This window comes from Inquilinus sp. KBS0705 (genome assembly GCA_005938025.2).
Lineage (GTDB): Bacteria > Bacteroidota > Bacteroidia > Sphingobacteriales > Sphingobacteriaceae > Mucilaginibacter.
This window is the reverse complement of the sequence record VCCI02000001.1, coordinates 342,907-355,341: the sequence shown is the minus strand read 5'-3', so window position 1 is coordinate 355,341 and position 12,435 is coordinate 342,907. Positions and strand designations below refer to the sequence as shown.

Here is a 12,435-nt window from a genome sequence, read left to right as displayed (position 1 = left end):
TTGCTATGAAACTAAAAGAACTTACTAAGGCCGAAGAACAGATAATGCAAATACTGTGGCAATTAAACGAAGCAATTGTAAAGGACATACTGGAGAAGATTCCCGAACCTAAACCCGCTTATAATACCGTTTCGACCGTAGTTAGGGTGCTGGAGGGTAAAGGGTTTATTAATCATAAGGCTTATGGTAACTCGCACGTGTATTACCCGCTGATAACCGAGGATGCTTACAAAAAATTTACGTTTGATAAGTTGATGAACAACTACTTTGATAACTCCTATAAAAGCCTGGTATCCTTTATAGCCGACGAAAAAGACCTTAGCATAAAGCAACTTGACGAGTTAACCGAACTAATTAATAAACTTAAAAATCAAAAAAAATGAGCTGGCTGCATTATCTTATCGAGGCAAATATATACCTGGGCGTATTTTATTTATGCTATTGCTTATTACTAAACCGCGAAACGCATTATGTGCTGGGCAGGGCGTTCCTGCTATTTAGCTGTGTAATATCGTTTGTGTTACCTTTCACTCAAATAAGTATACTAAAGCCTGCAGCACCTGTTGTAGAAGGGATAATTATTCTAGAGCCAATTAGTGGCTTAAAAAAGGCAAACATAGCACATGCACCGCTATTTAATTTACAGGATGCTTTGCTTTACGCTTACATAGCGGGCGTTAGCATTGCAATGGTGGTGCTGACCTATCGTTTTTACCGCCTTTACAAGTTATCTAACGGTCGCGAAGCCGAAATTAAAGACAACTACAAGATCATTCGCCTCGACGAAGAAAACACCGCTTTTTCTTTCTTCAACTATATGTTTGTGGGTAGCCACCTGCCCCGTCCGCAAACGGTAATAGCGCACGAATTGGTGCACATTCGCCAAAAGCACTCGGTAGATATTCTATTCCTGGAGATTATAAAGGTGATCAATTGGTTTAACCCATTGGTATACCTGCTGCAGCACAGCCTTAAAACCATACATGAATATATTGCCGACGAGCAAACCGCTGCTCACGAAAAGGATGCGCTTGCCTACTCATCTTTTTTGGTAAGTAATGCCTATGGCATACAGGGCTCGTCTGTCACACATTCGTTTTTCAACTACAACTTATTAAAAAAGAGGATAATTATGTTAAATCAACAACGTTCGGGTAGGTTAGCCAGGCTAAAATACCTTGCAGTAATACCGCTTTGCGGCGGTATGCTCTGTGCATCAACATTAGTTTTTAGTAAAGATTATGGGTTTATTGACCTTTCGCCAAAAGCGAAAGCTGTAGTTTTAAAACCTATTACAGTAACTGAAGCAAAAACAGATACGGTACCGGCCGGCAAAAAGGCCGATTACAGCAAAAAGGTGCGGTCAAGTATGCCTATCCCTCCTCCACCTCCACCCTTACCGCCGGTTAAAAAACACAAAAAAGCAAAATCCGCCGTGGCAGAAATACGAATAGAAGAACCACTCCCCCCGGTACCATCTGCCGATGTAAAAGAAATTAGAATAGACCCGCCTATTGTTAAGCCCTATAAAGCAAAAAAGGGTAAAATGAAAAAAAGCGCTGATGTGTTAGAGATCAGATTAGACCCACCTGCTGCACCGGATGCACCGGCAGATATCAAAACACCGCCGCCACCGCCGCCACCCGCACCTAAAAGTGATAAAGACGGTATACAGATAGAAGCAACGGACATATCTTACAGGGGTTTGCAACTTAAACCAAGTGCTGGCGGGCCGGTGGTAATTGCAAATAATAAGGTAATTACTTTACCATCGGTTAAAAACAACGAGATATTATCTATAAGTGGTGATAAGCTGGTTTATTACAGTAAAAACAACCCAAAAGGTATAGCAAAAGCTAAAAGTAAATATGGCGATCAGGCTAAAAATGGTGTATTAGAAATTATTGGAAAATATACTATTAAAGTGCAAATAGATGCCAATTTGGTAGATAATGTTAAACCAACGCCTTTTAATATTAACTAACCAGGCTATCCCTTTACGTAGATAACCTGTTTGGTATCGAAAAACTCCTCCTCGAAATAATTTTTGAGGTAGAATTGCTGAACGGCTAAACCCGCGTCGGCAATTTCTTGCGTAAGGTCCCCCCCTTTTAAATACAGTATTCCGTTAGGTAATTTGTTCTTAGCTACTTTATTAAATTTGCCTTTTACCCAAGGGTAGAAATCTTTAAGCTGTGTAACCGCCCTTGATACCACAAAATCAAACTTTTCCTTCACCTCTTCAGCCCTTGCATGTGATGCTTTAACATTTTTTAAGCCTAAAGCCAGGGCAACCTCATTTACCACTTTTATCTTCTTTCCTATTGAATCTACTAAGTGAAATTGGGTGTCGGGGAATAATATAGCCAGCGGTATGCCCGGGAACCCGCCGCCTGTACCTACATCCAGTACTGCTTCGCCGGGCAAAAATGCCATTACTTTGGCTATGCCTAATGAGTGCAGCACATGCCGCTCGTAAAGCAGGTCGATATCCTTGCGCGATATTACATTTATCTGGTTATTCCAAAAAGTATAAAGTTCTTGCAGGCGGGCAAATTGCTCCTGTTGTGCAGGGGTTATATCGGGAAAATACTTCAGTATCAGATCAGATGTCATCCTTGTTATATCGGTTGATGATATTGCCTAAAAGATATCGGGCCCTAAATAGTTGTGCCTTAACGGTACCTAAAGGCAAATCAAGGTGCTGGGCTATTTCTTCATACGATAGCTCGTCAAAATAACGCAAGGTAATAAGGTTACGGTAACGCTGTGGCAAACTTTCTATTAACAGCTTTAGTTCTTCGGTCTGCTGTTTTTTAATAGACGATTCTTCGGGGTTTAGCACGTCCGATTTTATTTGCAACGGCTTTTCATCCCCATCCTCATCCATCATACCATGTATAGATTGGGTGTTCAGCTTCTTTTTACGTATAAAATCGATACAGTTATTGGTGGCTACCCTAAACAGCCAGGTACTAAAAGCATATTCTGGCTGGTATTTGTCTAATTTTTCAAATGCCTTGGCAAAGGTTTCAACAGTAAGGTCCATAGCGTCCTCTTTGTTATTAACCATTTTAAGCACCATAAAGTAAATAGAATCTTTATAACGATGCATCAGGTCGGCATAAGCTTTTTGGTTACCTTCCCTTGCTTTAACCACCAGGTGAAAATCGTTTTTGGCGTTCTCGGTAAAATGTGAATTTATTTCCATCGGGTGGTTTTTATAAAAGTACCTATCAAACCAAATACATTCAGGTATGTATAATATATCATATCAATAAGCGGGAGGTACCAAAGCAAATCCCTGCTTTTTAAACGTTTAAATATTTTCCTGTATATTACTAACTGCAGCAACAGCCTAAAAACAAGCATACTTAATGCCAGTATTGGTTCAAACTCAAAAATTAAGCATAATATAAGTAAAACATAAAATAAAAAGCCGCTTACGGCATCAAAGCTAAGCATGCGCCTGTGGCGATTTTTATACAGTTTCCCCACCCCCATATGTCGCTTTTTTTGCCTGAACCAACTACCAAAAGTTCTTTTAGCAGGGGTGTATACAAAAGTTTCGGGATGTATTTCGATAGCAGTATTTTGTGCCGTAGCATTTTGGTTAACAAACAGATCATCATCGCCCGACATTACATGCATATGGGCTGCAAAGCCTTTAGCGTTAAAAAACAATGATTTAGTATAAGCCAAATTGCGCCCAATGCCCATGTATGCATCGCCGTTTAACGCCATCGATAAATAATTAATGGCCGTCTTTAGCGTCTCGAACCTGATGATAGGATTTAAAAAATTGTTGCTACGATAATATGGCGAATAACCCAACACTATTTGTACTTCACCGGTAAGATTCGCTATCATGCGGGTTATCCAGTTTAAGGTAGCTGGTTTACAATCAGCATCTGTAAACAATAAATGTTCGTTTTTAGCAGCTTTAATACCTAAGGTTAAAGCGAACTTTTTCCCTGTTTTAAAACGGTCGTGTTCCGTTATAGTAACTACTTTAAGGTGTTTAAATTCTTGCTGAATTTCGAGCAATACCATGTCCGAGTTATCGTTAGAACAGTCGTTAATAACTATCACTTCAAAATCCGGGTAGTTTTGCTGCAAAATGTAGGGTAAGTTTTCGGTAAGGTTTTGCGCCTCGTTACGGGCACTTATTATAACAGACACGGGTATGTTAATTTTGGGTAATTCCTGTACAGGGGCGTAACCGTTAAGCCTGCTGTGATTAGTTAGCAGGTAATACAGCTGAACGATAAAACAAAGCTGAAATAGAACGAATAATGCCTCTTGAATGTAAGCTTCCAAACCCCTTAATATAACTAGGTGCAAATTTGTTAAAAATAGGTGAGTTTTTTTCGTAAAAGTTTTGGCAAATCTAATGGAGTTAAGATTGATGTATATTTACTTTTTACCTTTATTAACAACAGCAAGCATTCCAACCTAAATCGTTAATTTTGCTGCCCATAAATGAAATTTAATTTAACAGCACAAGACCCACTTTCAAAAGCCCGCGCAGGCGAGGTTACTACAGATCATGGGGTGATACAAACGCCTATTTTTATGCCCGTGGGCACAGCAGGCACGGTAAAAGCAGTACATCAGCGCGAGTTGAAGGATGATATCGAAGCACAAATTATTTTAGGTAACACTTATCACCTATACTTAAGGCCAGGTTTAGACACTCTTGAAAGCGCAGGCGGCTTGCATAAATTTAATGGTTGGGAAGGCCCTATTTTAACCGACAGCGGTGGCTACCAGGTATATTCGCTTACCGAAGTACGTAAGATAAAGGAAGAAGGTGTAACGTTTAGGTCGCATATTGACGGCTCAAGGCACTTGTTTACGCCCGAGAATGTTATGGATATACAGCGCATTATTGGTGCCGATATTATAATGGCATTTGACGAATGCACACCCTACCCCTGCGATTATAATTACGCTAAAAGATCGATAGAGATGACGCACCGCTGGCTTAAACGCTGCTGTGACCGCTTTGATAGTACCCAGCCAAAATACGGGTATACTCAAACGCTGTTCCCTATTGTACAAGGGTCGGTTTATAAGGACCTTAGGGTACGCTCGGCTGAGGTTATCGCCTCTTTTGAGCGCGAAGGGAACGCCATTGGCGGCCTATCTGTAGGCGAGCCGGCCGAAGAAATGTATGCCATGACAGAAGTTGTATGCAATATATTACCAGAGCAAAAACCACGTTATTTGATGGGTGTGGGCACACCGGTTAATATTTTGGAAAATATTGCCTTAGGTATTGATATGTTTGATTGTGTAATGCCTACGCGAAATGCTCGTAACGGCATGCTTTTTACCAAAAGTGGCATTATCAATATCAAAAACGAAAAATGGAAGAATGACTTTTCGCCCATTGAGGCGGATAGCGAGCTTTTTGCAGATAAATGTTATACAAAGGCCTATTTACGCCACCTTATACATTCGGGCGAGATGCTTGGCGCACAGATAGCTACACTGCATAACCTGCACTTTTACATATGGCTGGTTAAAGAGGCGCGCAAAAAAATTATTGAGGGTGAGTTTTATAACTGGAAAAACACAATGGTAAACCGTTTAGGCCAAAGATTATAAATGAGAGGATTGTTAAACAGGTACATAAAAGTTATCGACTGGTATATTATAAAAAAGTACCTGGGTACGTTTGTTTTTACCCTGATGCTATTTATAGTAATATCTGTGGTTTTTGATATATCTGAGCACCTGGATAATTTTTTAAACCACCATAATAGCTTAAACGAGATCATTTTTGATTATTACCTGGGTTTCATACCGTTTTATATGAACCTGTTATCGCCTTTAATCAACTTTTTGGCGGTAATATACTTTACTGCAAAAATGGCCAACCAAACAGAAATTGTGCCCATTTTAACCAGTAAAGCCAGTTTTAACCGATACCTGCGCCCCTATTTTATATCGGCGTCAATCATATTCGTTATATCGTTTATAGCCAATGTTTTTATTATACCTTATACAAATAAGATAAAGGTGACCTTTGAAAGTGCTAATTTTTTTATTGGCGATGACCCCACCAAGAGTGAAGTACACATACAATTAGATAAAAACACCTTCGTTTTTATGCAGTCTTTTGACCCGCAGGTACGCACTGGTTATAACTTTATTCTTGAAAAATTTGATGGCGACGAACTTAAAATGAAGCTCACCGCGCCAAGTATCGTGTTCGATTCTGTTAAAACAAGATGGAAAATTATCAGTCCTGCAGTACGGTATGTTAACGGTTTTAAAGAGTTTTATAAACGCGACGGCCCGCCTATTGATACTGTTTTAGACATGCGCCCGGTAGATTTTGAAGTACATGATAACGTAACAAGTAACATATATGGGGCCATGTCTATGGCCGATCTGAACACTGGAATTGATAAGGAAAGGATACGCGGCACCGGCGCTTTAACCGATATGTTATTTGAAAAATACCGCCGCTTCGTTGATCCATTATCATCCTATGTACTGGCTTTTATAGGCGTGGCAATAGCCTCCCGCAAGGTACGCGGTGGCGTAGGTTTGCCCCTAGGAATAGGTATTTTTTTATGTTTTACCTATATTGTGGTAAACCGTTTTGCATTTGTATTTGCCATTAAAGGTGGCTTTCCGCCATTAATAGCGGTGTTTATTCCTAATGTGGTGTTTGGGTTACTGGGCTGGTTTTTAATAGCAAAAGCACCAAAATAATGACTGAAAAAAGCCAAAATTTATCAGTTAATAAGAACCTGATGATACTACATTTTACAGTATTTGTATGGGGTTTTACAGGAATTCTAGGTCAATTGATATCAATTTCGGCAGTAAATTTAGTTTGGTACCGTGTTTTAATTGCCAGTATATCGCTATTTTTATACTTTAAATTTAACAAAACAGCCTTTAAAGTTAGCCGCAATACCTTTCTGAAATTGATTTTTACAGGCGCATTAGTAGGCGGGCATTGGGTACTTTTTTTTGCTTCAATTAAGCTTTCAACCGTTCCGGTAACGCTGGTTTGCTTGTCTTCAATCACTCTTTTTACCGCTATTTTTGAGCCGATTATCAATAAAAAGGCCATATCCAAGATGGAGATAATTGCAGGCATTTTTATAATATCAGGTATCGTATTAATATTCAAGTTCGAAACTCAGTACACTAAGGGTATTATTGCAGGCCTGGTTAGCGCAATACTGGCCAGCCTTTTTGCCATAATAAACGGCCGCCAGGTAAAGCACCACGAAGCGCCTGTGATTGCCTTTTACGAACTTTCTGGGGCGTTTTTGTGGATAAGCATTTACCTGTTGGTTACCGGTGGCTTTACCAATTTTAGTATACCTAAACCCGCCGACCTGGGCTATCTTTTTATACTGGGTACTGTTTGTACATCGCTGGCTTATGTTGCCGGGGTATCGGTAATGAGGGAGCTATCGGCCTTTCGGGTGGCGCTTATTACCAACCTGGAGCCTGTATACGGTATCATAATGGCCTTTGTTTTTTTTGGCGACATGAACAAAATGAGCATTGGCTTTTGGGTAGGTTCTGTTATTATCCTGTCTACTATCTTCCTTTTTCCGTTTGCCCAAAAACAGGTTGCTAAGCGCAGATCGCGCCAATAGTTCGCTAAATTTTCATTACTTGTCTCACTTCCCTTGTAGGGTAGGGGCAAAGTTTTGCCTTTTTAATTGGGCCATTTTAAAGCTCTATAGGCCCTTATCTTTTCGCGAAGCAGTAAATGGCCGTCAAATATATTTGAGAGAAGCAGGGTCAAAATACAAGTTTTAATTAGTGTATCAAACGCTTATTTGTAGCATTCTGTATACAAACGCAAAAAATGGAAGACACACACACTTAATTTACAGAAAACTTGCCATAATACAGAAATATTTAACAGTATATAAAATATTGATAATCAATTATTTAGAATAACTATAAAAAGTAAATATTTAAATAAAAAAACGATTTTACAAAAAACATATACTAATAATATTAGTACAAATTATAACTTGTTGACAACTTCGTTATTAAAGCAATTCAAATACTTATTAATCACCGTTAAATAAGGTGTTATATAACTTAAAAATTTACAATTGGATTTTAAGCCTGCAAGCTTATGATAGTGTATTGAAAGCTATTTTAAAGATTTTAAAAAAATCGGTGAAGTACTACCGAATGTATACAAATTTTAATTTTGACAGTAAATATGTGAAAGAATTGAAGCAGTAATAACGTGAGATTTAACAAAGGATTTTTGCCGACCGTACTTTTCGGATGACTACATCAGCCGGAGATTTTTTGAATTAAGGCAAGAACTTTAAAACCTATCCTCTCGCCCGCTGTTCATTTTACAAAAAGCACAACACGTTGCCAAACCCGGCTTTGTTTCGATACACCAATTTTCGCAGCTGCAAAAAAGCATTTTAAAAAAACATTTAAAAACCGCATCTTGTATAAACCATAACCCAAGAGATTTTATGAGCATCAAAAATATTTTTGTCCTGGTAATTGTAGTGCTGCTAACCATCGTTATCATGCAGAATACCGACGCGGTAAAATTCACCATCCTGTTCGGCGATTTCTATATTTCAAAAGTAGCGATACTTGCCTCGGTTGCGGTGATAGCTTTTATTGTGGGTGTATTGGTTGGGCGACCCAAAAACAAGAAATACGATATTGAAGATTATCACGACAGCATCCACGGGAAAGATGATCCCAAAACACTAAGTGACGAAGACCGCGATTATATAAGTTAATAAAAACACCGCAAAAGCCTTCGTTTTTTTTACAGGTCCTGCTATAATTTTTTCTCTTTTTTTGCAGGTCTCCCTATAAAATTTTCTCTTTTTTTCGTGGGGTGGTACTACCTCACAGAAAAACTAAACGGCATAAAAAATTTGATTTTCACTTTCCATCTTTTCAAGGTTTGGCGTGTTTTCAAAAATGCCAAAAACCGATGCGCCAGAACCGCTCATACTGGCGTATAATGCACCTTGCTCATACAAGGTAGCTTTTACGCCACGTATAACAGGATGATCGCGGAAGATATGACCTTCAAAATCATTCTTAATGTGCCTTTTCCATGCCGTTAAGGGCATTTTTACAAGGTCGTATAACGATTCGGCAGTTGGCGACGGTTTTACACCCCTGTAAGCCTCTGCGGTAGATATATGGGCATCCGGCATCACTAACACAATTTTATAAGCCGATAGGTCCAGGTTCACTTTTTCAAACTCATCTCCCCTGTCAAAAGCAAACACCGGTTGGTTCTCAATAAAGAAGGCGCAGTCGGCACCAAGCCGGCGGGCATAGTCCATCATGCGGTCGGCAGATAGCCCCAGGCCAAACTTGTCGTTCATCAGTTTGATGAAAAATGCAGCATCTGCCGACCCACCGCCAAGCCCCGCCCCTATGGGTATATTTTTGTGCAGGTGTATTTTTACCGGCGGCAGTTTTGGATGATCGTGTTTTAGCAAGTGGTAGCCCTTAATGCAAAGGTTATCGTCAAAGTCGCCGGGGATGTCGAGGCCCGAGTAGTCGAAGCTTAGCTTGTCGGCTTCTATCACCTCCAGCACATCGTTTATCTTCACCGGGTAAAAAACAGTTTCCAGGTCGTGGTAACCATCCGGTCGGCGGGCTATAATGTTAAGGCCTATATTTATCTTTGCGTTTGGAAATACGATCATCTATAGTTGATAAAATGGCTTCTGCCTGTTATCCCAAAAAAATAAAATATCAATTTTAGTTTTGGTAACATAGTAAAACCTCGAAGTTTGTTTTGTTATAAATGCTACGCGAACATCGTCAGAAACATCAGATGACCTAAACATGTAAGGATGATCGCTTATCAACTTTATAGTTTTTCGGTCTTGGCTACAAACTTGTCAGCTTCGGAAATGCCAAAGCTGCCATTAATAAATGAGTAGACAGCTGTTAGTGTTTGTTTGGCTCGGGGAGTATAATAAATAGCCAGGCTCATCAGCTATCCATCATAGCTTTTATTCCGCTGTAAGGCATAACATTATTATCCTTGGCTTGCTGCAAGGATTCTTTAACACCAGCTATCACACTATCAGGAAAGGCCATGTCTTCAACCTCAAAATCGACTTTAAGGGCTTTCATAATAGCCTTCAAAGCATCCGACTGTTCCTGAGTGACAGGATGAGCTATCAAAATCTCCATAATACAAATATAAAATTATTCATTCAGGAATTGATTAACACAGTGTGTATTTTTGCACATCTGTAGGATACCAAAATTAGAATATTTTTATTTGCATTTAGTTGCAGTAGTTTTAAAGGTTTCCCTTAACTACAACCCTTACAACCACTACAACCCTTACAACCCAACAAAGATGAAACAATACCTCGACCTGATGCGGCATGTGATGGAGAACGGCGCGCAAAAGCACGACCGCACCGGAACCGGTACCTTAAGTGTGTTTGGCTACCAAATGCGTTTTAACCTGCAAGAGGGGTTCCCGATGGTGACCACCAAAAAGCTGCACCTTAAATCAATCATCCACGAGTTGATATGGTTTTTGAGCGGCGATACCAACATACAGTACTTAAAAGACAACGGCGTGCGCATTTGGGACGAATGGGCCGACGAGAACGGCAACCTCGGCCCGGTGTATGGTTACCAATGGCGGTCGTGGCCCAAACCCGATGGGGGGCATATAGACCAGATTACACAAGTAGTAAACCAGCTAAAGAACAACCCCGATTCGCGCCGCATCATGGTATCGGCCTGGAACGTGGCCGATGTTAACCAAATGGCCCTGCCACCCTGCCATAGCCTGTTCCAGTTTTATGTGCAGCCCCCCAATACCCTAAAGGGGGAGTTAAAAGGCAAACTTTCATGCCAGTTATACCAGCGCAGCGCCGATATATTTTTGGGGGTACCATTCAATATAGCCTCCTATGCCCTGCTAACCATGATGATGGCACAGGTATGCGACCTGGATTACGGCGACTTTGTACACACATTTGGCGATGCCCATTTGTACAACAACCACCTGGAACAAACCCGCCTGCAACTAAGCCGCGAACCAAGGCCACTGCCTACCATGAAGATTAACCCGGAAGTGAAAGATATTTTTGGCTTTAAGTTTGAGGACTTTACTTTAGAAAATTACGACCCACATCCGCACATAAAGGGTGTTGTTGCGGTTTAGTCAGTTATTTTGTAAATTTGGGTTATTATGAGCGTACAATTTTTAACAAACACCAAGGGTGAAAAAACGAGCGTGCTTGTTCCATTTAAACAATGGGATGCTCTTAATAAAGAGCGTGAAGAGCTTATTCACAAATTAGAAGAAGCAGAATTACAGCTAAGGTATAAGCATGCATTTAATGATGCTAAATTATTTGAAGAAGGTAAGCTTAAAACCTACCCTATAGCTGAATTGCTTAATGAATTATGATATTCGATATAGCGATACGTTTAAAAAAAACAAGCAAAGGCGTTAGCTAAAAAATACCCCTCCTTAAAACAAGATCTTGCTGGTTTTATAGCTGAATTGTCCGAAAAGCCTGATATAGGAACACCTTTAGGTAATAACATGTTTAAAGTTAGGCTACGTATAAGCAGTAAAGGGCGTGGCAAATCCGGAGGGGCAAGAATTATCACCTGTGTTATTTACAAAAAGGAACAGGTGCTTTTAGCTGACATTTATGACAAAGCTGATTATTCTTCTGTAGACGAACAACATATTTTAAAGAACCTAAGAAATGAAGGGTTCGATCTATAATAAATTACTTTATGACCCGAGACGAATTATTAAAAGAAATTCACTTTAAAATAGATGAACTACCGGACAAATATTTATTGGAAGTTTTGCAATACATGAAAAAAACAGGGAATGATGATGATTTTGTTAAACGTATAGATAAAATCATTGACGACAATAGAGAATTACTAACCAAACTTGCCAAATGACCATATCCATCATCGTCGCTATTGCTCAAAACTACGCCATTGGTAAAAACAACCAGTTGCTTTGGCATATGCCTAAGGACTTGAAGCATTTTAAAACTGTAACATCGGGCCGTACCATTATTATGGGGCGCAAAACGTATGAGTCGGTAGGTAAACCGCTGCCCAACCGCCGCAATATTGTGGTTACCAGGCAAGCTATTACCATACCGGGCTGCGAAGTGGTAAAATCAATTGACGAGGGCCTGGCCCTTTGCGCGCACGAGGACGAAGTATTTATTGGCGGCGGGGCCGAAATTTACCGCCAGGCTATGGACAAAACCGACCGCATATATTTAACCATTATACATAAAGACTTTGATGCCGATACGTTTTTCCCCGAAATAGACTATGAGCAATGGCATGAGGTAAGCCGTGAATATAACGAGCCTGATGACAAAAACCCCCTTCCCTACTCTTTTATCACCTTAAACCGACGCTAACAAA

At 40.0% G+C, this 12,435-nt stretch carries 14 protein-coding genes; 9 read left to right on the top strand and 5 right to left on the bottom strand.

Annotation, left to right across the window (positions count from 1 at the left end):
* Nucleotides 1-5 precede the first annotated feature (5 nt).
* A complete protein-coding gene (locus FFF34_001625) occupies nucleotides 6-383 on the top strand; it encodes a BlaI/MecI/CopY family transcriptional regulator (protein ID TSD66126.1) in 378 nt (125 codons plus the stop codon).
* A complete protein-coding gene (locus FFF34_001620) occupies nucleotides 380-1,984 on the top strand; it encodes a M56 family metallopeptidase (protein TSD66125.1) in 1,605 nt (534 codons plus the stop codon). The genes FFF34_001625 and FFF34_001620 overlap by 4 nt, the downstream gene beginning before the upstream one ends.
* A gap of 5 nt (nucleotides 1,985-1,989) precedes the next feature.
* Here FFF34_001620 and rsmG read toward each other — a convergent pair whose 3' ends face one another.
* Genes rsmG through FFF34_001605 form a run of 3 tightly spaced genes read right to left on the bottom strand, consistent with a single transcriptional unit; the run spans nucleotide 1,990 to nucleotide 4,320 of the window.
* Nucleotides 1,990-2,616 (bottom strand): 16S rRNA (guanine(527)-N(7))-methyltransferase RsmG, encoded by a 627-nt coding sequence (rsmG, locus tag FFF34_001615; protein ID TSD66124.1) that lies wholly within the window; start codon nucleotides 2,614-2,616, stop codon nucleotides 1,990-1,992.
* A complete protein-coding gene (locus FFF34_001610) occupies nucleotides 2,606-3,211 on the bottom strand; it encodes a sigma-70 family RNA polymerase sigma factor (protein TSD66123.1) in 606 nt (201 codons plus the stop codon). The genes rsmG and FFF34_001610 overlap by 11 nt, the downstream gene beginning before the upstream one ends.
* Nucleotides 3,202-4,320, bottom strand: coding sequence for a glycosyltransferase (locus FFF34_001605; GenBank protein TSD66122.1), 1,119 nt, complete (start codon nucleotides 4,318-4,320; stop codon nucleotides 3,202-3,204). The genes FFF34_001610 and FFF34_001605 overlap by 10 nt, the downstream gene beginning before the upstream one ends.
* Before the next feature lie 162 nt (nucleotides 4,321-4,482).
* On the opposite strand from FFF34_001605, the gene tgt reads away from it, so the two are divergent.
* The 4 genes from tgt (at nucleotide 4,483) to FFF34_001585 (ending at nucleotide 8,768) form a co-directional block, all read left to right on the top strand.
* Entirely contained in the window at nucleotides 4,483-5,613 is a 1,131-nt protein-coding gene (tgt, locus tag FFF34_001600) for a tRNA guanosine(34) transglycosylase Tgt (protein ID TSD66121.1), read from the top strand.
* A gap of 24 nt (nucleotides 5,614-5,637) precedes the next feature.
* Nucleotides 5,638-6,729 carry a YjgP/YjgQ family permease gene (locus tag FFF34_001595; GenBank protein ID TSD67933.1) on the top strand — a complete coding sequence of 364 codons (1,092 nt, stop codon included), beginning with the start codon at nucleotides 5,638-5,640 and terminating at the stop codon, nucleotides 6,727-6,729.
* Nucleotides 6,729-7,634 (top strand): EamA family transporter, encoded by a 906-nt coding sequence (locus tag FFF34_001590; protein TSD66120.1) that lies wholly within the window; start codon nucleotides 6,729-6,731, stop codon nucleotides 7,632-7,634. Before FFF34_001595 ends, FFF34_001590 begins: the two co-directional genes overlap by 1 nt.
* Nucleotides 7,635-8,489: 855 nt before the next feature.
* Nucleotides 8,490-8,768, top strand: coding sequence for a hypothetical protein (locus FFF34_001585; GenBank protein TSD66119.1), 279 nt, complete (start codon nucleotides 8,490-8,492; stop codon nucleotides 8,766-8,768).
* 123 nt (nucleotides 8,769-8,891) lie between these two features.
* Here FFF34_001585 and FFF34_001580 read toward each other — a convergent pair whose 3' ends face one another.
* Both FFF34_001580 and FFF34_001575 read right to left on the bottom strand, forming a co-directional pair.
* A complete protein-coding gene (locus tag FFF34_001580; GenBank protein ID TSD66118.1) occupies nucleotides 8,892-9,698 on the bottom strand; it encodes a 4-(cytidine 5'-diphospho)-2-C-methyl-D-erythritol kinase in 807 nt (268 codons plus the stop codon).
* A gap of 292 nt (nucleotides 9,699-9,990) precedes the next feature.
* Nucleotides 9,991-10,194 (bottom strand): hypothetical protein, encoded by a 204-nt coding sequence (locus tag FFF34_001575; GenBank protein TSD66117.1) that lies wholly within the window; start codon nucleotides 10,192-10,194, stop codon nucleotides 9,991-9,993.
* A 172-nt stretch (nucleotides 10,195-10,366) separates the two neighbouring features.
* On the opposite strand from FFF34_001575, the gene FFF34_001570 reads away from it, so the two are divergent.
* The 3 genes from FFF34_001570 to FFF34_001560 all read left to right on the top strand — a co-directional run bounded on the left by FFF34_001570 (nucleotide 10,367) and on the right by FFF34_001560 (nucleotide 12,431).
* On the top strand, nucleotides 10,367-11,188 hold the full coding sequence (locus tag FFF34_001570) for a thymidylate synthase (GenBank protein TSD66116.1): 822 nt from the start codon (nucleotides 10,367-10,369) through the stop codon (nucleotides 11,186-11,188).
* Nucleotides 11,189-11,215: 27 nt separating this feature from the next.
* Nucleotides 11,216-11,437, top strand: a complete 222-nt coding sequence (locus tag FFF34_001565; GenBank protein ID TSD66115.1) for a hypothetical protein — start codon at nucleotides 11,216-11,218, stop codon at nucleotides 11,435-11,437.
* A 511-nt stretch (nucleotides 11,438-11,948) separates the two neighbouring features.
* Entirely contained in the window at nucleotides 11,949-12,431 is a 483-nt protein-coding gene (locus FFF34_001560) for a dihydrofolate reductase (protein TSD66114.1), read from the top strand.
* Nucleotides 12,432-12,435 lie beyond the last annotated feature (4 nt).